The sequence below is a fragment of the Streptomyces sp. NPDC029836 genome (assembly GCF_055574495.1).
In genome coordinates, this window is the sequence record NZ_JBVHZI010000002.1 from 874,040 (window position 1) to 894,844 (window position 20,805).

22 protein-coding genes and 1 pseudogene are annotated in these 20,805 nt (G+C 68.9%); 10 read left to right on the top strand and 13 right to left on the bottom strand.

Going from position 1 to position 20,805, the window contains the following annotated elements; genetic code table 11:
- Positions 1–57: 57 nt before the first annotated feature.
- The 6 genes from ACZ4XJ_RS09710 to ACZ4XJ_RS09735 all read right to left on the bottom strand — a co-directional run bounded on the left by ACZ4XJ_RS09710 (position 58) and on the right by ACZ4XJ_RS09735 (position 2,341).
- The gene (locus ACZ4XJ_RS09710; protein WP_468495806.1) at positions 58–300 is read right to left on the bottom strand and encodes a hypothetical protein; all 243 of its coding nucleotides are present in this window, start codon (positions 298–300) and stop codon (positions 58–60) included.
- A 26-nt stretch (positions 301–326) separates the two neighbouring features.
- Positions 327–665 (bottom strand): RRQRL motif-containing zinc-binding protein, encoded by a 339-nt coding sequence (locus ACZ4XJ_RS09715; RefSeq protein WP_468495807.1) that lies wholly within the window; start codon positions 663–665, stop codon positions 327–329.
- Complete coding sequence (locus ACZ4XJ_RS09720) at positions 665–1,543, bottom strand: DUF2637 domain-containing protein (protein ID WP_468495808.1); 879 nt, start codon at positions 1,541–1,543, stop codon at positions 665–667. Before ACZ4XJ_RS09720 ends, ACZ4XJ_RS09715 begins: the two co-directional genes overlap by 1 nt.
- A complete protein-coding gene (locus tag ACZ4XJ_RS09725) occupies positions 1,540–1,818 on the bottom strand; it encodes a DUF6303 family protein (RefSeq protein ID WP_468495809.1) in 279 nt (92 codons plus the stop codon). The genes ACZ4XJ_RS09720 and ACZ4XJ_RS09725 overlap by 4 nt, the downstream gene beginning before the upstream one ends.
- Positions 1,815–2,087, bottom strand: coding sequence for a DUF6284 family protein (locus ACZ4XJ_RS09730; protein ID WP_468495810.1), 273 nt, complete (start codon positions 2,085–2,087; stop codon positions 1,815–1,817). Before ACZ4XJ_RS09730 ends, ACZ4XJ_RS09725 begins: the two co-directional genes overlap by 4 nt.
- A gap of 83 nt (positions 2,088–2,170) precedes the next feature.
- Positions 2,171–2,341, bottom strand: a complete 171-nt coding sequence (locus tag ACZ4XJ_RS09735; protein WP_468495811.1) for a hypothetical protein — start codon at positions 2,339–2,341, stop codon at positions 2,171–2,173.
- A gap of 866 nt (positions 2,342–3,207) precedes the next feature.
- On the opposite strand from ACZ4XJ_RS09735, the gene ACZ4XJ_RS09740 reads away from it, so the two are divergent.
- Positions 3,208–3,921, top strand: a complete 714-nt coding sequence (locus tag ACZ4XJ_RS09740) for an XRE family transcriptional regulator (protein ID WP_468495812.1) — start codon at positions 3,208–3,210, stop codon at positions 3,919–3,921.
- Positions 3,922–3,923: 2 nt separating this feature from the next.
- Positions 3,924–4,397 carry an NUDIX domain-containing protein gene (locus tag ACZ4XJ_RS09745; protein WP_468495813.1) on the top strand — a complete coding sequence of 158 codons (474 nt, stop codon included), beginning with the start codon at positions 3,924–3,926 and terminating at the stop codon, positions 4,395–4,397.
- Here ACZ4XJ_RS09745 and ACZ4XJ_RS09750 read toward each other — a convergent pair.
- Both ACZ4XJ_RS09750 and ACZ4XJ_RS09755 read right to left on the bottom strand, forming a co-directional pair.
- Positions 4,390–4,953, bottom strand: coding sequence for an HD domain-containing protein (locus ACZ4XJ_RS09750; protein WP_468495814.1), 564 nt, complete (start codon positions 4,951–4,953; stop codon positions 4,390–4,392). The two genes, ACZ4XJ_RS09745 and ACZ4XJ_RS09750, sit on opposite strands and share 8 nt — an antisense overlap.
- Before the next feature lie 25 nt (positions 4,954–4,978).
- Positions 4,979–5,644 (bottom strand): GntR family transcriptional regulator, encoded by a 666-nt coding sequence (locus tag ACZ4XJ_RS09755; RefSeq protein WP_468495815.1) that lies wholly within the window; start codon positions 5,642–5,644, stop codon positions 4,979–4,981.
- Between the two features lie 173 nt (positions 5,645–5,817).
- Between ACZ4XJ_RS09755 and ACZ4XJ_RS09760 the strand changes: the two genes are divergently transcribed.
- Positions 5,818–7,596 carry a zinc-ribbon domain-containing protein gene (locus ACZ4XJ_RS09760; protein WP_468495943.1) on the top strand — a complete coding sequence of 593 codons (1,779 nt, stop codon included), beginning with the start codon at positions 5,818–5,820 and terminating at the stop codon, positions 7,594–7,596.
- 314 nt (positions 7,597–7,910) lie between these two features.
- Here the strand turns inward: ACZ4XJ_RS09760 and ACZ4XJ_RS09765 are convergent, their stop codons facing one another.
- A complete protein-coding gene (locus tag ACZ4XJ_RS09765) occupies positions 7,911–9,962 on the bottom strand; it encodes a hypothetical protein (protein ID WP_468495816.1) in 2,052 nt (683 codons plus the stop codon).
- 106 nt (positions 9,963–10,068) lie between these two features.
- Entirely contained in the window at positions 10,069–10,545 is a 477-nt protein-coding gene (locus tag ACZ4XJ_RS09770) for a WhiB family transcriptional regulator (protein ID WP_468495817.1), read from the bottom strand.
- A gap of 767 nt (positions 10,546–11,312) precedes the next feature.
- On the opposite strand from ACZ4XJ_RS09770, the gene ACZ4XJ_RS09775 reads away from it, so the two are divergent.
- Together ACZ4XJ_RS09775 and ACZ4XJ_RS09780 are read left to right on the top strand one after the other, a co-directional pair.
- The gene (locus ACZ4XJ_RS09775) at positions 11,313–11,795 is read left to right on the top strand and encodes a hypothetical protein (RefSeq protein ID WP_468495818.1); all 483 of its coding nucleotides are present in this window, start codon (positions 11,313–11,315) and stop codon (positions 11,793–11,795) included.
- A gap of 575 nt (positions 11,796–12,370) precedes the next feature.
- Positions 12,371–13,026, top strand: a pseudogene (locus tag ACZ4XJ_RS09780) (response regulator).
- A gap of 49 nt (positions 13,027–13,075) precedes the next feature.
- On the opposite strand, the gene ACZ4XJ_RS09785 reads toward ACZ4XJ_RS09780, so the two are convergent.
- Positions 13,076–13,564, bottom strand: coding sequence for a phospholipase (locus tag ACZ4XJ_RS09785; RefSeq protein ID WP_468495819.1), 489 nt, complete (start codon positions 13,562–13,564; stop codon positions 13,076–13,078).
- A 220-nt stretch (positions 13,565–13,784) separates the two neighbouring features.
- Here ACZ4XJ_RS09785 and ACZ4XJ_RS09790 point away from each other — a divergent pair, with 220 nt between their 5' ends.
- Positions 13,785–14,306 carry a hypothetical protein gene (locus ACZ4XJ_RS09790; RefSeq protein ID WP_468495820.1) on the top strand — a complete coding sequence of 174 codons (522 nt, stop codon included), beginning with the start codon at positions 13,785–13,787 and terminating at the stop codon, positions 14,304–14,306.
- A 43-nt stretch (positions 14,307–14,349) separates the two neighbouring features.
- Here the strand turns inward: ACZ4XJ_RS09790 and ACZ4XJ_RS09795 are convergent, their stop codons facing one another.
- A complete protein-coding gene (locus tag ACZ4XJ_RS09795; protein WP_468495821.1) occupies positions 14,350–15,135 on the bottom strand; it encodes an alpha/beta fold hydrolase in 786 nt (261 codons plus the stop codon).
- Between the two features lie 80 nt (positions 15,136–15,215).
- Between ACZ4XJ_RS09795 and ACZ4XJ_RS09800 the strand changes: the two genes are divergently transcribed.
- Positions 15,216–15,917, top strand: coding sequence for a 4'-phosphopantetheinyl transferase family protein (locus ACZ4XJ_RS09800; RefSeq protein ID WP_362876870.1), 702 nt, complete (start codon positions 15,216–15,218; stop codon positions 15,915–15,917).
- Between the two features lie 396 nt (positions 15,918–16,313).
- On the opposite strand, the gene ACZ4XJ_RS09805 is transcribed toward ACZ4XJ_RS09800, so the two are convergent.
- Positions 16,314–16,991 (bottom strand): nucleoside deaminase, encoded by a 678-nt coding sequence (locus ACZ4XJ_RS09805; RefSeq protein ID WP_468495822.1) that lies wholly within the window; start codon positions 16,989–16,991, stop codon positions 16,314–16,316.
- A gap of 41 nt (positions 16,992–17,032) precedes the next feature.
- Between ACZ4XJ_RS09805 and ACZ4XJ_RS09810 the strand changes: the two genes are divergently transcribed.
- The 3 genes from ACZ4XJ_RS09810 (at position 17,033) to ACZ4XJ_RS09820 (ending at position 20,656) form a co-directional block, all read left to right on the top strand.
- Complete coding sequence (locus ACZ4XJ_RS09810; RefSeq protein WP_362876872.1) at positions 17,033–17,452, top strand: GNAT family N-acetyltransferase; 420 nt, start codon at positions 17,033–17,035, stop codon at positions 17,450–17,452.
- Between the two features lie 217 nt (positions 17,453–17,669).
- Entirely contained in the window at positions 17,670–19,136 is a 1,467-nt protein-coding gene (locus tag ACZ4XJ_RS09815; RefSeq protein ID WP_468495823.1) for a S8 family peptidase, read from the top strand.
- 227 nt (positions 19,137–19,363) lie between these two features.
- Positions 19,364–20,656 carry a hypothetical protein gene (locus ACZ4XJ_RS09820; protein WP_468495824.1) on the top strand — a complete coding sequence of 431 codons (1,293 nt, stop codon included), beginning with the start codon at positions 19,364–19,366 and terminating at the stop codon, positions 20,654–20,656.
- The last annotated feature ends 149 nt before the right edge of the window (positions 20,657–20,805 follow it).

The window sequence follows — 20,805 nt, forward strand, 5'->3', positions numbered from 1 at the left end:
AGGGGCCCGGCCGCCAGCCTCCTACAGCAACGGCCGGGCCCTGCTTGTCCGTGCAGGTCAGAGCTGGTTCGGCTCCAGGGCGAAGAACAGGGTGGTCGCGCGGGCCATCTCCGGGTGGTCGGCGATGACGTACTGGCGAATGGCCTGGTGGGCGTCGTAGCGGGTCATCCCGACGGGCGGGGTGTATGTACCGTTCTGCGTCATCGCCGCCCGGCCGGGCAGCTCCAACGTCAGCACCCAGAAGTGCGAACCCTGAGCGGCCGGGGCGGGAATGGTGGTCTGTGCGTTCTGCGTGGTCACGTGGATCTCCTGATCAGGTCGGGTGTTCAGGCGACGCGCTGTGCTTCGGGGTAGGCGCACGGGGTGCACATGCCGAGGGAGGCCGGGATGACGTATCCGGCATCGGTCCGGCAGGTGGGGCAGGTGCGGCGGGCGAGGTTCGCCCGGTCCAGGGCCGCGGCCTTGCGGGCGGTCATCGGCCGGACCGGCACGGCGAGGTCGAGCCGGTAGAGGTAGGCGACGAGCGGGCCCCGCCGGCGGCGGGGGCGTTCGAGTTGGGCGACGACGTCCTGACCACCCGGGCGGAGCCCCAGCGCGCGGAGTTGGCGGCGGGTGGCCAGACCATCCGGGGCGAGGTGCCACCGGTGGACGGGCAGGATGCTCATCAGCCGGTGCCTGCGGGAACGGCGGTCAGGTGGGGCCGCTCGGAGTCGTCGCGGGCGGCGAGGATCTGCTTGCGGCCCCATGACTCGCTCATGCCGTACGCCTCACCAAGTGCCCGTGCGGACAGGGGCCGTGCGGCCTGTACGGATTCGGCGTACGTACGGCGTGCGTCCTGCCGCAGACGCTCCAACTCCGCCTCCTCGAACACCTCCTCCCGCGACATCCCCTCGTCGGGGTGTGCGGGCTGTACGGGCACCGTGTGCGGGGTGTGCGGATCGTCCGCCCGCACACCGTCCACATAGGCGGTGAGCTGCGGCAACGCCTCCCGCACCAACAGATGCGGGACTTCCTCGGCCGGGGCCGGGTCCCGGTCGATGTCGACGGTGTCCGGGGTGTGCGGGGGGTGTGCGGACTCCTCCGCGCGCTCCCCGCACGGCTCGACCATCGGGGGTTGGGGGCGGTGGTGGAGGACCTTGGCGACGAGGTCGGAACCGAAGTAGATCGACCCGACCGGAAGGGACGTGGCCAGCAGGACGAGGGCCCAGTGCGCGGGGTCCCATTCTGCGAGCCGCATCCACTTGACCGACTCGGCGTGCAGGGCCGGCACCAGGCCGTGGACGTAGTTGAGGACCAGAGACGCGGCCGTGTAGGCGGCCAGCACCCGCAGCGCGAAGGCTCGGGCCTCACCGGTCAGTACGAGGGCCGCGACCAGAGCGAGCGCCATCAGCCCGTCCACGACGAACGGGTACAGCGTCGCGGCCATCCCATCGGCGCCGGTCGCCCGGGCGATGTCCCGCAGCGCGTTCCAGGAGACCCGGAACGCCATCGCGACCACACCCACCAGGGCCAGCACAAGAAACGCTTTGCCCCACCGGTTCACGAGGCCGCTCCGATCGGAACGACGTCGACGGAGCCAAGAAAGCTGACCGGGTAGTCATCGTCCTCGTCGTAGTACTCCTGCCACTCCCACTCCGCGTCGTCCGCGACCTGGTAGCCAAGGACGGCCAGGGCCGCGGTGCGTTCCGTGCGGGTGGGGGCCGGCGAGGTGCGGGCGAAGTCGTGGTGCGGCCACTCCCTCGGGAAGGGGCTGGCGGTGACCACGTAGATCTCCCAGTCACCCACGTAGCCCTGCGCGACATGGGCCCTGAGCGTCATGCGGCACCGCCCGACGTGCTCACCGCGGCGATGCTCCGGTTGATCAGGTTCAGGCGGGCGGCCAGCATTCGGCGGCGGGCCCGGCGGATCCGCTGGGCGTCCAGGTCGGACGGCGTCCGGTCCAGGACGGCGATCTCCGCGTCGAGGAGGTCGACCTCCGCCAAGATCAGCGGCATCTCGAACTCGACCGCGTTCAGCTCCGCGTCCGTCGGTTCGAGGTCGGCCAATAGGGCGGTAACGGGCTTCTGACGTGCCACGATGTACTTCATGAGTCGTGTTCTCCCTAGCAGGTGGACGGCTCGAAGCGGCCCCGGTGTTACAGCACCGGGGCCGCACTTCGTCGAGGGGAAGGTCAGGCGGGTCGCGGGTAGTGGGCGACGCTCGGCCGGGTGTGGGCCGGGTCGCTCTCGCAGTCCGCGGCCCAGCCCTGGTGGGTCCAGCAGGTTTTGCGGTCGTCGGCGTGCATGCCGGCGTCCTCCAGCTCGTTGTCACGCTGGATCGCCGCGGCGAGCTTCTTGTTCATGCGAACCCCTTCCGGGGCCGGAACATCCGGCTCCCCGCGACCCCGGCCGTACGACGCCGAAGCGGCGCACGGCCGGAGGAGGCAGCCGGCGCGGCTAGGGCCGCGCGAGTGTCCCGATTGCGCGAATCAGCGCGATATCCGCTGCGCTTGCGTAGCGGATCGGGGAGGGGAGACGCCAAGGGCGACGCCGGTCTGCCGGTCCAGCAGAGCGGCGGCCAAGGGTTTTAACCGGATCACGAAGACTCCTGAATGGCAGGTCAACGTAGTGAGGGGCTTCGCCGGCGGCCGTTGCCACGGCATGCCGGTCCCGAGCCCGAAGATCGGTGCGTCATCGTCACTGCTCTGACGCCAGCAGGGCGGCACGTACCGGGTGGCACCCCTACGGAGCGGGGTGTTCTCCAGAGCCGGCGCGTGAAAGAAGGTGTTGCCGCCGAACGACAGCCCGTCGTCCAGGGGACGGGGTCACGCCCGTCTCGTTTCACTTGGCACGCTGTTGAGTTCTCAAGCGACGAACGCTGCCTTCGTACTCACCCCCTCGGGCTTTCCTCCGGGCTGCAACACGGCAACCTGTGCGGTGCACGCATAGCTCAATCAGGCATTCATGCAGGTCAGCACGGAGTAGCCGCGCTCACTGCATGAGATACATGCTTGAACATGTATCTCACATTGGCGGTTCTGGTTGAGGCTGTCAAGCTCTGCGCCTCAGCCGGTCCGTCTTGTGGTGTGCATCAGAGTGCCGTCGACGGGTGGGACGAAGTCACCACGTCCCTGGACGACTTGGGACGTCCTCGGTAGCGTTTCGAGGGGCGACTACGTCCCTGGACGTCCCTGGGGGTGGGATGGCGAACGAACGGTTAAGGTCCGCGATGCTGACGCAAGGCGTCGCCGTGGATGCCCTGGCGGTGCACCTTGGGGTCGACCCCAAGACGGTGGAGCGCTGGATCACCAAAGGGCGGGCGCCGTACCGGCGGCACCGCCTTGCCATCTCGGCCTTCCTTCGGGAGGACGAGGGCTATTTGTGGCCAGACGGCCTACCGGACGGGCAGCGTAAGGACGCTGCGGATGCCGAGGTACTTAAGGTCTATCCGCACCGTTCCTACGTGCCGGCCGACCTATGGCTCCAGATGTTCGGGCGAGCGGAGCGGGAGATCGGTGTGCTGGTGCACGCGGGCGTCTTCCTCGCCGAGAATCCGCGTTGGCCGCAGATGCTCAGGCTCAAGGCGGCCGGTGGAGTTCGAGCCCGTATCTTGCTCGGGGACCCAGAAAGTCCTGAGATTCGACGCCGAGGGGACGAAGAAGAAGTCGCTGAGGGCGTGGCCTATAAGGTTCGCGAAGTGATGAAGCTCTACCGCCCGCTGTACTCGGTTCCGGGCATCGAGTTCCGGCTCCATCGGTCGACGCTGCACAACTCGCTCTACCGGTCGGATAACGAATGGTTGGTGAACACGCAGGTCTACGGCGTGAGCGCACCCCTGGCGCCGGTTCTCCATCTGCGCAAGGTCGCCGGCGCTGAGCTGGTCTCCACCTATCAACAGAGTTTCGAGAAGGTCTGGTCCGAAGCAGTCCCCATTGAAGGATGAGCATGAGCCGCCGTACTGACTATTTCGACGACTCCAACGCGCCGAAGGCCAACAGCATCGTGCCCGCAGTCACGGCGTTCGTTGTCAACGACGCTGGAGATGTGCTGCTGGAGCGGCGATCGGACAACGGCCGTTGGGGCATGCCTGGGGGTGTGCAGGAGATTGGCGAGAACATCGCAGGAACGGTGGTTCGAGAGGTCCTGGAGGAAACCGGGATCGTCGTCGAGGTCGTTGGCCTTGTGGGTGTTTTCACCGACCCTGGGCATGTGATCGCGTTCTCGGACGGCGAGGTGCGGCAGGAATTCTCGCTCTGCTTCCGCGCCCGACCGGTCAGCGGCGAGATCAAGGTGAGTTCGGAATCCTTGGAGGTGCGGTGGATTCCCCGGACGGAGATCGAGTCCCTTGACGTATCGCCCACCACCCGCAGGCGGCTCACGGAAGGCTTCCGCGACTCGCCGATTCCCCGAATCAGCTGAGCTTGGACCGCTGTATCTCGAAGCTGCGCTGACGCACCCGGGCGACGCGTGCCAGAAGCTCCGGTCGAGCCGCGGATACGGCCCTGAACACGACGTGATCCGGGCCGTACCGGTCGAGCACCTCAGTCAACCGCTCCGCCGGGTCGACGAGCGCGCCCACGGGGCTGCTGGTCAGGTCGCAGTAGGTGATCGCATCCACCAGCGCGGGCTCCGCGGGGCCGAACTCCGCCAGCATCTCGCTCAGCCCCAGCTCGGAGGCCTCCCAGGGGGATGACGTGTGGAAGGCCACAACACTGCACAACCGGGGGTCGGCGCCCACCACGTCACGCAGATAGCGCGCTCCGTCGATCATGTGCTGCCCCGTGTCCACGGCTGCCTGCGCGTACCCGACGTCGTGCGCAATAGCCGCTGCGGCCAGCAGTTCCGCGTCCTCGCCAAGTGCCGGGGCAAGCGTCAGTGCCTGCGAATAGACGCGTTGAGAATGAGCCCACCGGGCCGGCAGGCGCTCGGCAAGCAGGGACTCCGCGAGATCGTGAGCCCACTTGGCCAACTGCATGTGAGTGCCTCCAAGCTGTCGAGAATCAGGATGCCGGGCCCACGAACCGCCCAACTCCGTGCTGAGCATGAACGTGTCCTGCGCCTTCAAGTTCGTGCACGGCACGACGGACCGTGCCCCGTGCGACCCCGTAGGACTCGGAGAGCTCTGCTTCACTCGGGAGCCGAGCACCGGCAGGCAGCTCGCCCGTCCGAATACGGTCCAGCAGATCTGCCATGATCCGCTTGTAGGGCGCTACCTCTGATCCGTCTCCGACTCGGCGGCCGACCCCAGCTACGGTGGTCACGTCGCCGGCTTCCTCCAGCGCGCGAAATGCGCGACGGACAGTCGTGCGCGCCACTCCGAACTCCCGCCCGATCTCAGCTTCGGACGGAAGGCCATCGGGGTAGGTCCCTTCGGCGATCCTGGCCCGCAGAGCCTCCGAGATCGTCAAGTACGTCCCACGAGGGCTGGGGTTGGTCACGCGTACCTCCTTCTTCCGCCGCGTGCACGGTGGCACCGGGCGGCGTCCGCGCGCTCCAGCTTCGCACGTCGTCGCCCCGGCGAAAGGTGTCGATCCCCGGTTCCAGCTGTGAGGCGTCCATCCCCGTCGACAAGAAGCACGAATGGCCGTGGCACACCACATGCCGGACCTCACCAAGTAGCTGCTTGCCTCCATGGACGTGCCGCTCCCAGGAGGGCCTACACGCATGCGCCTTGGCCCGCCCCCTTTGGCGAATCAGCACCTCACGACGCCTTCCCAAGCTGTAAAATCTGCTTCCTCATTTCAAGCTAAGGAGAGATGTGGAGAAACGGGAATCAGCACCCGACATTCCACTGTACATTTCTATTACTCATCCGCAGGTCGCAAACGAATTGGTCGCAGTGATCGACGACAAGGATCTCACCAGTAAAACGCTGCACCCAACCTCTTCACATTACTGCAAATGGCGATGCACAGTTTGCGCACATGAATGGATCTGCACCGCAAGGAAACGAACCGCGGGCGGCGCGGGTAGCGGGTGCCCCAACTGTGGACGCCTGCGAACCATCAATGCTCGCAGAATAGCTCCGCCCGGGACGTCACTTAAAGACATCCACCCAGAAGTTGCGTCAGAATTCATTGGAAACCTGGAAAACAATCTCACTGCCGCCCAGCTGAAGCCTCAAAGCGCCTACAAATGCCAATGGCGGTGCCGGGTATGCGATCACGAATGGATCGCGACTCCAAATAATCGAACAGGCAGAGGGACCGGCTGCCCTGCTTGCTTCACGGCAAGGCGAGGTAGTGGGAAGCGGAAACCAAAGCCGGGTTCACAGACCGCGCAGGATATCCTAGGCGCGGTCACCTCTGAATTCATTCAAAATGAAACCACCCCAGGATTCGACCTAACCATGGTGCGGCCCGGATCCCGCGACAGATGTAGCTGGAAGTGCTCTTCTTGTGGACATAGGTGGGTGGCTACAGTCGCCTCTCGCGTCCGTTCGCACCTCAATCGCCCTGGGTCCGGTTGCCGAAAATGCTACGACCGTCGAATTGCGGTTCGTCGCCGGCTTCCCAACGAAGGGGAGTCGCTTCAGGAGCGCCATCCTCGCATTAGCCGAAGCTTCGTTGAGAACCTCACAACTCCAGGTGAAGGACCAGAACGACTCAGGGCGGGAAGCAATGATCGTTGCCGATGGCGCTGCCCAAATGGCCACGAATGGGTAGCACTCGTTCTTGCTCGAACCTACGGATCCGAATGCCCCCGGTGCGCTTCGGCGGGGAGGTCTCGGTTCGAGCTTGAAGTGTGCTTTCTCCTACGCGCGGCTACTGGAACGGAAGTGTTGTGCGATTTCGAAGTACCCTTGACTGTTGGAAGTTCAGGACGAGCACCCAGAGTGGATCTATATCTGCCCGAAGCGCAGATGTACATAGATTTAGATCCATTTCATACCCACAACAGGGATCGCTCCGTTGTTAACGACACCCGAAAGAGCCTCCGAATGCGCGGTCTCAACTATGTACGGCTTCGCGCAAAAGGCCTGCCGCCTATTCCAGGTGAAGCGATAGTCGTCAACGACGCAACCCGGGATGGAATCGACCCTCAAGCATGGTCGTCAGCACTCCGCCCCCTGCTGATGGCACAGGGCGTCCAGTTCGATTCGCTGACAAGCGATGGCGCCACAGAAGCTCTCAGGGAAGCCGCAGAGGCATGGGCGGCTCTCAAGGGGAGGGTCAGGTATTCGTCCACCGCCGCGACACATCCTCACCTGGTTAAAGAATTCAGAAAGAACTTGACAAACCCACAGTACGACCTGTCCCTACGTTCACCCTCCTCATTCGACTCTGCGGAATGGCAGTGCTCCACATGTGGAGGTCTGTGGGAAACCACCATTCGCAACAGAACTAAAGGATCGGGCTGCCATTCTTGCCACCGTGAAGGGATCGCGAGAAACAATAGGGCCCGCTCCTACGCACCCCCGGGGTCCTCGCTCGCGGACTTGCATCCTGATGTCGCATCCCGATTCATCCGCTGCTTGGAGGATTCGAGCCGCGCCCCTCACAACCTCAGAATTTCAAGCAATCTACGATGTGAGTGGTTCTGCCACACACACCTTCACACGTTCACTGCTGCCGTACATGTCGTATCACGAGGAGCCAAGCGACGGTGTTGCCGATGAGTGCAATCGCCGCCCCACCCACCTACTGAGCTTTGCTTCAACGCTGGAACACACATCCGCGCATGAACACCTAGCGGACCGGCACCCCTCACAGAGGGAGACCAAACACGGAGTGCGGAACGCGGAGCTCCGGTAAATACGCGGGACAGGTAACTCCTCGATCTTGAAAACGAACGGAAAAGAGGCAGGTCAGGTGCCTACAGTGCGGAGAGCAGCCACGCCTCTCTTCTGAGCACCTAGCCGCTCCCTTGAGCCTTGAAGTCCAACGTGGTGTCGGTGCCGGAGGGGGCCGGCAGGGCCCCCTCCGCGTCTGACTATCCGTTTGATCGAGACATCTGGCGCTCGGCAACCCGTGCCCAATAGCTGATCTGCGAGTGCGTGTCCATGAGCTGCTTCAGGATCGCGTTCGGCATAGCCCACCCCTCCTTGTCTAGGAGCGGACCTCCCTGCGCCTCCTCCACGTTGGCAAGTTCATCAACATCCAAGTTGACTTGTTCGACGAACCTGGCGATCTGGTCCCGAAGTCGAGCAGCCTTCATGCGTGGCGTCTCGTCTGGCGCCGTCACCGGCCGCGGGAGAGTCGTGCCCGCAGGGTAGGCCTCGTAGCGCAGCCATGCGTCCTCAATCGGCATGGGCTTGCCTTCGGGGTCTTCCTGCCACTTCCCCAGCTCGTCGCGCTTGCCCAGTTCCAGTTCGCCGGCCTCGGTGACCCTACGGGGACGCCTTCCAACCCGACCGTCGGTGATCACTTGGGCGAGCACCCGCAGCCCCAACTCGTCGTGAAGCATCGCTTCCAAGATCTGGTGTGGGCCCCGCTTATCTGCGTTCGTGCTGCCCATGGGCTCGCGCTGTAGGCCGCCCCAGGCGGTTAGGTGGTACTGCGCCAAAGCTGCCAGTTCCAGCCGGGACCTCCATGCCTCGGGCTCGTAAAGCGAGCCGTCCTCAGCACCAAGCTCTGCGAGGGCCGCGTCGAGCAGCTCAAGGGGTGGGCGACCTGTAACTGTCCACGGAGCCGTCGTGTATCGGGCGAGGCGGGTACAGCGCAGGTATGCGGCGCGCATTCGCTCAGCCCGCAGTCGTTCGGGATCTCCGACTGTCAGTGTGGTCGCAATGCTCCGAGTGGGCCTCAGCGCCAACTCCGCGATGACCTCGGTTCGTCGGCCGGCGCTCACACTCTTCTTGGCGGTGACGTCTCGGATGCCTCGCTCAACGAGTTCGCGATGCTGCTCCCGAAGGAGGGTGGCGAGGACATAGGCTGCTTGTTCGTCTCGCTCTACAGGTAGCCCTGCGCCCTTTGCTTCTGCCGGCGTGAGTAGGCCCGCGAGATAGTCATGCACCGAATCATTGAGCTCGCCCTCACTACGAAGCACCTCCAGGACCGCTTCGGCCATGGATTCAAGCTTGCCTGTTTGGCTCCACGGTCGAGGAGGATCGACATGGAGCATGCCAACGAAAGCGTTGACGGCACGGGCGTAGTCGTAACCCTCCCTGGTTGGCGTAAAGCGGAGGAATACGCGGGCCGGTGTGATCAGAGCGTTGCGCTGACGAATCAGCTTTCGGTGTGCGGCCGGCCTCAGTGTGTCGGGGTCCTCCCCGCTTACCCGCCCGATGAAGCGCCGGTAGTCGTCACGGTTGGTGGGGAAGTGGTATTGCACCTGACTATCAGAGAGCCCCAGGACCTCCTGCGCGTTGGTGACACGGCTGGAGCCGTCCGCGGTTCCCAAGAGAGGCATGGACGGTTCGCCATCGCGGTGCCGCAGTTCGAAGAGGACCACAGTTACCGGCATGGCGATACCGCGCGCCGCGATGGACTCTTTCAGGTTGTTGCTCGACAGGATGAACTCGCGGGCCCGCGCGGTCTCCTCCTGAACATGGGCGACGCTACCGCCCTCGATCCAGAGGCTGGTGGTGGTACCAGAAATAGAGCGAGGCCCGGTCAGTGGTCCCCCGTATCCTTCGGCGCCGGCCGCCGGATACACGCGCCGTTCCATGGTGCGGTTGTTCGTCGGGAGCGGAACAATTCCGGGGACATAGAGGTCGAGGTCGATCGCCTCGATCACGCCCCCGGCGATGTTCACCCGAGTGGGACGCCTAAGTAGCGACCTCAACTCACTCGGGTCGACCGCGGCGTGAGCCAGGGCGGCGGCGAAGTCGGCGGATAGCCCGAACTCCTCTCCGGCTGCTGCGGCGCGTGTGACCGCTGCGGTCTTCGCCAAGGGTGGCAGGTCGGCCTCACCGAACCGCGACCAGATCGCCGAGCTGTCCTCCTCCGTGCTGTCGTTGGCGTCGAGCTCGTCCCCAACGCTCTCGGAGCCGTCCAGGTCCTGGATCGTCTCCTCGTACTCGGTGTCTTCCTGATCCATCATGTTTTCCTCCAGCTGTAAGGATCTAGGTCTGGGAGTATGCGGACACGCCGAAGCGGGCCCGCAGTGGCCGTCGGCGGCAGTTTGACTCAGCCGACGGCCAATCGCCTCAGCTGATGGGGGGCAGCTGCCGACGTCCGGCCCCGAGCTGCCGCAGGTCGCTGCGGATCAATGTCTCGTCGCGGCCGAGCCACCGTGCGATCGCGGTCGTCGGCACCTTCAAGGCGTCCAGCGCGGCTACCTGACGACGACGCTTAGTGATCTCTCCCGGCTTCCGCCAGGCCTTGCGCCGCTCCTCGGCCGTCTCTCCAGCCAGGAAGAGGTTCTCATCCCTACTTTTCAGAGCGTAGCGCCAGCAGCTCTCCAGCAGCGGGCACGTACGGCACATGGCCCGAGCCTGCGGGATGTCCCGCTCCGGTACGACGGGCTCTCCGTCGAAGGCGGCCTGCTGCTCCTTCGGGCTACGGAACTTGTCCTTGTTCCACGTGCCGCAGGCGGCCTCGCCCATAGGCGGCCCGAACGGCTCCATGGCCCGAAACAGGGCATCGGGCGGAAGTGCGTTCTCGATCTCGTCGTGGGGCTCCACAGCATCTCCTCATGCCACACCGCGTGGCTTATGAGGACGAGGGGGTCACGCCCACGTTCCTTGATCACAATCTGGCCCGTTCGAGTCTCTAGCCGTGCAAGACGATCGGTGCTGGGCGATTCCCAGCCCCGTCGCGTGCCTGCGCCTGTCGGCGCTCACACGGCCTGCGGAGTGACCCCCGAGGCGTAGCCACAACCAGTGTGGCACCCAGCTCGGCCGATCCGAGAGAAACGGGAAGGCAGTTCGCGAAGATGACTCCGAACTCGACCCCGTGACCTTGGTGTTGCACCGCTCACCGCACGATCAGCGGCTACAACCCCGGTCGGCTCCGCGCGGCTCCGACATGGGCAGGGATCCGTCCCCGGCACCAACGCTGGCGATCACCCGCGAGGAGTAGCGGTTCATTTTTCCCGCTGTCGAACCCCCCGGGTGGTACTCCTAGTCGGCCGACATCCACCTGCGGGGCCTGCGCAGGCTCCCTGCCCCCAACCGGTATGACCATGCCCTATGGGTACCACCTGAAGCCGACATTACGCCCGCGTGCGTCGAAGAAGCAGGGACTCAGCACCATGCCTCTGGCCGCCTCCCAGTCACCTCGCTTCGACACCATGACCGGCCGGAGGTGAGTCATCAACAGCGCAACCGGGGAACACTCGCCCAGCCATGACCCCGACATCATCAGACCCGCCTGGCTGGACGAGTCGTTTCGCGAGCATGCCGAGGCCGGCTTCTACATCGTCGCCGCCGCCATCGTCGAGACACAGGCCGTGGCCGCCGTGAGAGAGGAGATGCGCCGCCTGAAGGGGCGCCGGGACACCGCTAAGGCCCACTGGAGGGAGATGGACGACCGAGACCGCCGTGCGGCCGCGAGCCTGGTCGCGGCACAGCCCGGCCAGCACGTTGTGGCAGTGGGAGCTCCCGTACCGCGGCGTAAGCAAGAACGCGCCCGAAGTAAGTGCCTGACGGCCCTCATTCCCGAGCTGCACAGCTTCGGCGTGAACCACCTGTTCGTCGAGTCACGGGAGGAGGCGCTCAACAGGAAGGACATCACGACGGTCATCGAGGCCCGCCGCACGCTCCCCAAAGGAACCGTCCTCCACGCGGAGCACCTCGCTGGCGCCACCGAACCGCTCCTGTGGATGTCCGATGTCGTTGCCGGCGCGATCCGCGCTCAGCGACAGGGAAACACTCGATACGCGGACATCCTGAAGGAGGTGGTTCTGGACTTCGACATAGCCACCGGTTGCTGAGGACGCTCCCAAACAGACGCCGAGCCAGGCTCCTGGTCTGCCCCAGGTCACCTGGCTCCACTTCCAGCGACCCACGGTCCCTGGCTCGTCAATCACAGTACCTCGCGATGAGACGGCTGCAACAGCACGGAACATGAACTTGACCGCAGACCCTGATCGCCCCCCGACCGAGAGTGACAGGGTGCGCCGACGTCGCCCTGAGTCATCCCCATGATCCTGTTCGGGCACGGCGCCACATAGCGGAAGCATTCACTCCGGTGAATACACGGTGGCGCCTCGGTCCGACCGTACTCAACACGGCCCCCACCGCAGGTCAGCGACCGATTGCCCGCCTACAAGATCAGTCTCTTCTAAGCACTTGGCCGCAGGTTCGAGTCCTGCCGGGGGCACTCTTCCCGTCCCACCCTCAGCCCTCCCTCCGGGGAGGGCTTTCGTATGCGCGGGTCCGGGGGCGCGGGGTGGCGCCCTGAGCCGGGGGCGGGGCCGGGGGTACGGGGCTCGTCGGCCTCGAGGAACGGATCGGCGCACTCGGCGGCACGCTCACCGCCGGGCCGCACGCGGGTACGGCGCTGGGTGTGATCATCCGCGTCCTCTTGGCCGACGATCAGGAATCCGTTCGCATCGGCGTCCGCCCGATCCTGGACGCCCAGCCGGACACGGAGGTCGTCGGTGAGGCCGTGAACGGCGTCCAAGCCATCGAACCGGCCGAGAAGTTGAGGCCGGACGTCGTACTGGCCGACATCCGGATGCCGCGCCTCGACGGCCTGGAGGTCACGCGCAGGCTGGCCGGGCCGGACCGGAAGCCGCCGAGCCCCTGCGCGTGGTCGTGGTGACCACCTTCGAGTTGGACGAGTACGTGCACACCGCGCTGCGTCACGGCGCCTGCGGCTTCCTGCTGATGCGCGCCGGACCGGCGCTCCTGGTGGAGGCCGTACGTGCCGCGGTGGCAGGGGACACGCCGATCAGCCCCGCGATCACCGTGCGGCTGCTGGAACACCTCAAGTCGGTGGGTGCGGCCAGGAGTCGGGCGCCGCAGCTGATCGAGTCCCTCACGGAACGCGAGTCCGAGATAGCCGCTCTCGTCGCCAAGGGGCCGACCAACGCGGAGAGCGGGACGGGGTTGTTCGTCTCGGCGGGCACGGCCAAGACCCACATTGCCAACGTTCAGCGCAAACTCGCCGTGCGCAATCGGGTCGGCATCGCGGCCTGGGCGTGGGAGAGCGGCGTCTGAGGGTTGCGGATTGCGGATTGCGGAGCGGTGGTACGGCGGGGCGGGTGGATCAACCGGCGCGGTCGAGGGGGACTCCGAAGGCGCGTACGGCCTCGTAGTACGTGCGGGCCGTGGCGTCGCAGGAGGCCTTCTTAACGGGCTCGTAGCGGGCGCAGACGCGTTTGAGATCCGCGTGGAAGGCGTCGTCCAGGCGGGATTTCGCGGCCCGGAAGGAGCCTGCCGCCTTGTGGTTGCGGTAGCCGAAGTCGTGGCGGGCGCACGCCGTCCGGAAGGGGAAGCCGAAGGGGTTGTCGGGGGAGGTCGTGCAGTGGTCGGTCGACCAGTCGAACGCGTACGCCGCCCAGGACGCCCGGTCCGCCCGTGCGACGGCCCAGGCGTCGTGGCTCGCCGCTCCGGTCCGCGTCCAGCCGTCGAGCACCAGCGACTTGTCCGCCGGGACGGCCCGGACAGTGGGAGTCGCCCGGGCGGGGCTCGCGAGGGTGAGCAGGCACGCGGCGGCCAGCGCGCAGGCGAGGGGGACGGTGGGGCGGCGACGCACGACGGGACCTCCCGGTGGGGTGGGGCGGGGAGGACGACGGCGCCCGCCGGGCTCCACTCCCCCCACGGACCTGTAACGCGCGGGGCGCTCCGGGGTGGCGGGGTGGCGGGGTGGCGGTCAAGCCCCTCTCAGGTATGAGGCCGTATCCGACTTGCGGCAGAGACGAACTTGATACCGCGGAGGGACGCGCCCCGCACCCGCCCTCGGAACACTTGACCCTATGAACCGCCGACCGCTCGTGATCGCCGCCGCTGCCGTGGGAGTGCTGGCCACGGCCGCCTTCGCCCTGCCCAACCTGCCGCCGAACCCCGTCACCAACGCGCTGGACGACCGGGTTCTGCACGAGAAGGGCAAGCGCTTCGCCACCGCCGCCGACGCGCCCGCGCGCGGCGACCGGGCGTTCGCGCTGCCGAGTTGGATACCGGCGGACGCCACGGACATACGGATAAGGGTCCGGACGAACGGCGAGGCTCGGCTGATCCGCTTCACCCTGGGCCGGACCGCGCTCGACGGTCCGCAGTGCACCGCCGGCACCCAGAAGGTGAAGGGCGGCCCCCGGCTGGCCGCCCGCTGGTGGCCGGGTGACACGAGGGCGGAGGAGCGCCCGGAGTGCCGGGACCGGCACCAGTACCAGGTGGCGGTGCGCGGCAAGCGGGTCTACGCCTGGACCGACGGCACCCCGTCCCCGGGCGCCCCGGCCAAGCGGAGCGCGGGAGTCGTCAGGACCGCCGGGCAACGCTGAGCGGCGCGGCGAAACTCCGCGTCTCCGATAGGGACTTCGGCGGCTACCCAACCTCGGCCGTGCCGTCCCGCAGGAGGGCCGACGCGGTCCGGGCGAAGGCGTCCGGGTTGTCCAGCATGATGTTGTGCCCGCAGTCCGGTACGGGCAGGACGCGCACTCCGGCGGCCTCCAGGGCTTCGGTCCCGGCGGGGGCTCCGTCCGCCTCCGCGTACAGGAAGCCGCGTGGGATCCTCAGGCCCAGCAGCAGGTCGCGCATGGTGGGCGTCGTACCGGTCACGAGGTGCACGGCGCTGCGGTGCAGGGCGGTCCGGCCGGCCAGCCGCATGGTCGACCACCAGTGGGCGCCGGCCCGCTCGCGCACCTCGGCCCAGCCCCCGGCCCGGAACTCCTCCTCCGTATAGGAGGCGATCCCGCTGCTGCCGGGGGCGCGGGGGACCCGGGGCATCGGGTCCAGGTTCGCGTCGACCAGGACGAGCCGGGACACCAGTTCGGGGTGGCGGGCGGCCAGCACGATGGCGACGGCTCCGCCCATGCTGTGTCCGATCACCTCGGCCGCCTCGACGTGGGCTTCGGTGAGCGCCCGTGCCAGGGCGTCGGCGTGGGCTTCCAGGGTGTAGGAGAAGGTGTCGGGCCGGTCGCTGTGTCCGTGCCCGAGGAGGTCGACCAGCAGCGAGCGCCTGCCCGCGAGCAGCGGATGCACGGAGGTGGCCGCGAAGTAGGCGGGCGAGGTGGCGCCGAGCCCGTGGACGTACACCCGGGCCGGGTCCTCCCCGGGCAGTTCGACCCAACGGATCCGGTCGCCTTCCGGCGTCACCACGGCACTGTGCACGGTCTCTCCCCCTGGAGCTGATCATTACGAACCCGGCCGAGGGTAACCGGGCCGTCGATCTCCTCGTCTACCCTGCTCGGATGACCGAGTACGTGAATCAGCTCGGCGGTGACATACCGCGTACGGGCACGCTGCCCGTGGGGTCGGACGCCGTCGTGTGGTCCCTGGACACCACGCGTGCGGTGATCGGCGGCCACCGGACCGACGAGGCCGCGTCGCTGCTCGACGCGGCCGAACGGGACCGGCTGGGCCGGCTGCTGCGCCCGCACGACCGGCGCAGCTACCTCGCCTCCCACATCGGGCTGCGGGTGCTGCTCGGCGCCTACTTGGGCCTGGCCCCCGAGAAGGTCACGCTGGTCCGCGAGGACTGCCCGTGCTGCGGGGGCCCGCACGGCAGGCCCGCCGTCGCGGGTGGCGCGGTGCACTTCTCGCTGTCGCACAGCGCGGACATGGCCTACTTCGCCGTCGCGGGCGTCCCGGTCGGCGTCGATGTGGAGGGCCTCCCGAACGAGGGGGCCGTGGGCGACGTGATCGGCACCCTGCACCCGGCGGAGACCGCCGAACTGACCGCCCTCCCGGTGACGGACCGGCAGGCGGCCCTGGCCCGGCTGTGGTCCCGCAAGGAGGCCTACCTCAAGGCCACCGGCACCGGGCTCGCCCTCGGCCTGATCGAGCCGTACGTCGGCTCGGCCGCCACCCCGGCCCCCGTCCCGGGCTGGTCCCTCCGCGACCTCCCGGCCCCACCCGCCTACGCGGCCGCCCTGGCGGTCCGCACACCCTGACGGCCCCCGTCGCCCCAGGCCCACCCCCATCCCATCCCGACCCGACACGCGGCCGCGGCGGCGCGCGCGACTGCAACGGCGCAAGGCCGGGACCGGCAGCGGGCCCGCGCGGCGCCCGACGGCGACGGCGCGCGGTCGGGGCGGTGCGCGGCCGACGCGGCGCAAGGCCGACGCGGCGCAAGGCCGACACGGTGCACGGCCGACACGGTGCACGGCCGACGCGGCGCGAGGCCGACACGGTGCACGGCCGGGACCGGCAGCGGGCCCGCGCGGCGCCCGACGGCGACGGCGACGGCGCACAGTCAACGCGGCGCCCGACGGCGACGGCGCGCGGTCTGCGGGGTGCGTGGCCGGCGCCGACGGCGCGCGGTTCGCGGGGGTGCGTGGCCGGCGCCGTCAGCGGGGGTTCCGGTGGCGGCCCTCCCGGTTCCGCGCGGCCTCCGTCAGCGCGGGCCACAACCGGGCCAGCCACTTCTCCACCGGGTCGTTCTCCGGGAGCCCCGGCGGGACGGAGTCGTGGAGCGCGGCCGTCTCCGGCTCGGCGCTCCGGTGGTGGCGCAGGACCTCCGGTTCGCCGGGTCCCGTCGCGGCCGCCGCCACGCTGCGCAGGAACATCACGTTCGCGGCGAGCAGCCAGAGCGTGCCGGTTGCGGGTGCGGCCCCGGAGGACCCGGTCGAGCCCGTCGCGAGTGCCCACGGGTCGGGTGCGAGGTGACGCACGGCGCCGACCCCGCAGAACCGGGCCGCCGCCGCGCACATCGCGCACGGCTCCTGGGTGCTCCACAACGTCGTGGCGCCGAGGTCCCATCCCGTCCGGGCGGCCCCGAGTACGTTCATCTCCGCGTGGGCGAGGGGGGTCCCCCGCAGCGGGCCGGTGCCCGGGCCGTCGGTTCCGGGCTCCTCGTAGGCCTCGTTGCGCCCCTCTGCCAATACGGTCCCCGTCGGGTCCGTCAGCACCGCCCCGACCGCCAGGCCGCCGGCCACCAGCGCCTCGTACGCCCGGCCCAGGGAGCGGCGTACCGCTTCGGGTGCCGTGTGCCACGCCGTCTCGAACTCCCCGCCCGCACGCGTCATGTCGGCATGATCACACGGGTCCGGCCCCTATCGTGACGGGCATGGACATCCGCCCCGCCACCACCGCCGCCGAACTACGAGCCGCCGAGGGGCTCTTCGACGGTCCCGCCCGCGAGGAGTGGTCCGAGCGCTTCCTGCGTTCCCCCGGCCACCTGATGCTGATCGCCTACGTCGACGGGGTACCCGCCGGCATGGTGTCCGGCGTCGAGATGAGCCACCCGGACAAGGGCACCGAGATGTGCCTGTACGAACTCTCCGTGGACGAGGGCTACCGGCGGCGCGGCATCGGCCGCGCCCTCACCGAGGCCCTTGCCGCGGAAGCGGCGAGGCGGGGTTGCTACGGCATGTGGGTGGGCGTCGACACGGACAACGAGGCAGCGCTCGCCACGTACACCGCGTCCGGCGCGCAGGACGAGGGCGTCTTCACGATGCGCGGCTGGCCCCTACCCCCCACCTCCTGACCCGCGCCCCGACGCGGAGGCGGGGACCGCCGAATCCCCGCCACCCCCCGGCCCCGCCGCCGACCTCGCCGGGGTCCGGCTGCGACGCGCGGAGCACTGCCCGCGCAACCGCTCCGCCCGGCAGGCGCGGGCTCGGGGACCCCTTGGGCGGCGTGTCGTGCGGCCAGTCGGCGCACCCTCCGCGCGCCGCCGACCCGGCGGCGGGAGCGTCGGGAGCATGACCGCACTGACCGCGCTCCTCCCCGCCGCCGCCCTGCTCGCGGCGGCCGCCGCGCTCCCGCCGCCCGCAACCAACGACACGGCCGGGTCCGAAGCACCCACCGCCTCCTACGTGGTGGTCCTCAAGGACGCCACCCCCCGCGCCCCGACCCGCGCCTTGGCCGCGGAGGCCGCGGAGGCCGGGGACCGGGTGGGGGCGGTCTACGACACCGTGCTCAACGGCTTCACGGTCCGGACCACCGCGGCCCGCGCGGCCGGCCTCGCAGCCGACCCCCGGGTGGCCTCCGTCGAACCGGACACGGACTTCCGGATCTCCGACGAGGCCCCCACACCGGCCACACCGGCCCCAATTGCCCCACCCGCACCCGCACCAGCCACCTCACCGCCCGCGCCCCCACCCGGCACTCCCGCACCGACCGCTACCCCCGGCACCCAGACCCCGCCCAACACCCCCGCCACCCAGCCCGTCCCCACCCCCGACACCCCCACCACCCCGGCCGCAGCTCCGGCCCCGGCTCCCGCCCCGGTCACCATCCCCACCCCACCCGTCCCCCCCGTCGCACCCACTCCCACTCCCACCCTCACCCCCGCCCCCGTCAGTGCCCCGCTCACCGCGCAGGCCGCCGCACCCTGGCCGCTCGACCGGATCGACCAGCGCGAGCTGCCGCTCGACGGTTCGTACACGTACGCGACCAAGGCGCAGGGCGTCACGGTGTACGTCGTCGACACCGGGATCAACACCGCGCACCAGGAGTTCGGGGGCCGGGCCCGGGCCGGGTACAACGCGGTGTTCCTGGAGGGCGCGGCCGACTGCAACGGTCACGGCACGCACGTCGCCGCGACCGTCGGCGGGGCCACGTACGGGGTGGCCAAGGGGGTCTCCCTGGTCGGCGTGAAGGTCGCCGACTGTCGGGGCGACGGCAAGCTGTCGGCGATCCTGCGGGGTCTCGACTGGCTGGTGAAGGACGCCGCCCGGAACACCGCCCGGGGCCCGGCCGTCGTCAACATGAGCATGGGCGGCACCCGCAGCCGGGCCATGGACGCGGCGGTGGTCCGTGCCGTGGCGTCGGGGATCACCTTCGCCGTGGCGGCCGGCAACGACGGCGGGAACGCCTGCGCCGGCTCCCCGGCAGCCGTCCCGCAGGCCCTGACGGTGGGCGCCACGGACTCCGCCGACCGGCGACCGGCGTTCTCCAACCACGGCCGCTGCGTGGACCTTTCGGCGCCGGGCGTGGGCGTCACCTCGGCGTGGAAGGGCTCGGCGACGGCCCTCGCCCGCTCCTCCGGCACCTCCATGGCGGCCCCGCACGTGGCGGGCGCGGCCGCGCTGCTGCTGGCCGGCGGCACCGTCCGTACGCCCGACCAGGTGGCACGGGTGCTGCTGAGCGGCGCCGTCCCGAACCGGATCACCGGCCTGCCCGCCGGCACCGCGAACCTGCTCCTGCACACCCCGACGGCCCCCTGAGGCGACGGCGGCACCCGGGCGGTCGCATCCGCCGCCACCGACCAGTCGGTATCCGATGTCCCATCAGACCGGTTCTGATGGGACATCAATGTGTGGGCGCTTCGGGCGAAACCCATCCATTGACTTCTCATCACAGCGACGCGTCAATGACGGCCTCCGCACCGGCTCAACCTCCCCCACACAGCGGGTGGGGGGAGGGGTTCGTCTGACGAAGGAGTCGCGACCCAGTGAGTACAACGTTCCGACGAAGAATGCTGGCCGGGGCGGGCGCCCTTTCCCTCGCCCTGACGGGCGGCGTCGTGGCCCTGACGGGAACGGCGCAGGCCGCGACCAAAACCACACCGGTACCCGTGAAGTGTGTCGCCCCCGCGCCCCAGCCGGGCGCCAACGGCACCCAGGACTTCACGGTCGCGGTCCCCGACACCGCCAAGGCGGGTCAGTCCGTGCCGATCACCATCGATCCGGGCGAGACCCCCGTCGTCCCGATGTTCACCATCGACACGGTGAACACGATCAAGATGAAGCTGCTCGTCGGCGGGGTCGCCCAGACGGTGACCAGCCCGGCCGTCCCGAGCCACCAGGAGGCCGGGAAGAAGGCGGACCCGCCCGCGTTCAGCGGGAACATCACCCTCCCCGAGGGCACCGAAGGCACCACCGTCCAGATCACGATCGACCAGGTGGTCACGGACGCCGACCTGGGCGGCACCGTCTACACCACGACGTGTACGCCGGATCCGCGGCCCAGCGCCTCGGTCGGATCGATCGCCTCCGAGGCGCTGCCCAAGGATCCGGTCACGACGAAGCTGACGCCCAACAGCGGCCCGGCGGGCACCGCCGTGGTCGTCACCGGCGCCAACTTCCCGGCCGGCGCGGTCTCCTGTTCCGCGCTGCTCGGTGGTGCGGCCACCGGTGACACGGGTACCGGTACGGCGTCCGCGTCCGGCGCCGCGACCTGCGACATCACGGTCACCAAGAAGGCCGACGCGATCAGGATCGACGGTTCGACGCTCGCGCCCAAGCCCTTCGTGTTCGTCGAGGAGCAGGCGGGCGTCAAGAACCCGGTGGACATCGAGGTGCTGCCCGGGCCGCTGGCCCTCGGCCCGAAGGACGGCCAGCCGGCCGTCAGCTTCGGTTCGGTGACCATCAACGGCAAGTCCCAGTCGGTGTTCGGCGCGTTCAACGCCGCGACCGTCCAGGACTTCCGCGGCGGCAGCCTCGGCTGGGACGTGACGGCGACCCGTACGCCGTTCCTGAACCAGACGACCGGCCACTCGATGGCGAAGGCGCAGCTCGGCATCCAGCCGTCCTGCACCGTCACCAACCCGGACAGCCCCAGCACCTGCACCGCGGGCACCCCGGGCGCGATCACCGACACCCCGATGAAGGTCGCCTCGCAGGCGGCCGGCGGTGACGAGCTGACCGGCGGCGAGTTCGCCGTGGGCGGCGCGGCGATGCTCCAGCTGCCGCCGTTCATGTTCGCCGACACCTACCAGTCGGTCGTGACGTTCTCGATCGCCTGACCGGGCCCGACCCGGGGTGGGGGGGGGGGGGGGGGGCGGCGCCCCCCCCCCCCCCCCCCCCCCCCCCCCCCCCCCCGGGGGGGAAAAAAAAAGAAGACAGGGGGGGCCCCGCCCCAAAGAAAGGGAGGACCCCCCCCCCCCCCCCCCCC

Coding starts and splice junctions, on each gene's coding strand:
- ACZ4XJ_RS09715 (WP_468495807.1), bottom strand. CDS start 665: ATGAGCATCCTGCCCGTCCACCGGTGGCACCTCGCCCCGGATGGTCTG.
- ACZ4XJ_RS09725 (WP_468495809.1), bottom strand. CDS start 1,818: ATGACGCTCAGGGCCCATGTCGCGCAGGGCTACGTGGGTGACTGGGAG.
- ACZ4XJ_RS09730 (WP_468495810.1), bottom strand. CDS start 2,087: ATGAAGTACATCGTGGCACGTCAGAAGCCCGTTACCGCCCTATTGGCC.
- ACZ4XJ_RS09735 (WP_468495811.1), bottom strand. CDS start 2,341: ATGAACAAGAAGCTCGCCGCGGCGATCCAGCGTGACAACGAGCTGGAG.
- ACZ4XJ_RS09740 (WP_468495812.1), top strand. CDS start 3,208: ATGCTGACGCAAGGCGTCGCCGTGGATGCCCTGGCGGTGCACCTTGGG.
- ACZ4XJ_RS09745 (WP_468495813.1), top strand. CDS start 3,924: ATGAGCCGCCGTACTGACTATTTCGACGACTCCAACGCGCCGAAGGCC.
- ACZ4XJ_RS09750 (WP_468495814.1), bottom strand. CDS start 4,953: ATGCAGTTGGCCAAGTGGGCTCACGATCTCGCGGAGTCCCTGCTTGCC.
- ACZ4XJ_RS09755 (WP_468495815.1), bottom strand. CDS start 5,644: ATGCGTGTAGGCCCTCCTGGGAGCGGCACGTCCATGGAGGCAAGCAGC.
- ACZ4XJ_RS09765 (WP_468495816.1), bottom strand. CDS start 9,962: ATGATGGATCAGGAAGACACCGAGTACGAGGAGACGATCCAGGACCTG.
- ACZ4XJ_RS09790 (WP_468495820.1), top strand. CDS start 13,785: ATGAACCGCCGACCGCTCGTGATCGCCGCCGCTGCCGTGGGAGTGCTG.
- ACZ4XJ_RS09800 (WP_362876870.1), top strand. CDS start 15,216: ATGACCGAGTACGTGAATCAGCTCGGCGGTGACATACCGCGTACGGGC.
- ACZ4XJ_RS09805 (WP_468495822.1), bottom strand. CDS start 16,991: ATGACGCGTGCGGGCGGGGAGTTCGAGACGGCGTGGCACACGGCACCC.
- ACZ4XJ_RS09810 (WP_362876872.1), top strand. CDS start 17,033: ATGGACATCCGCCCCGCCACCACCGCCGCCGAACTACGAGCCGCCGAG.
- ACZ4XJ_RS09815 (WP_468495823.1), top strand. CDS start 17,670: ATGACCGCACTGACCGCGCTCCTCCCCGCCGCCGCCCTGCTCGCGGCG.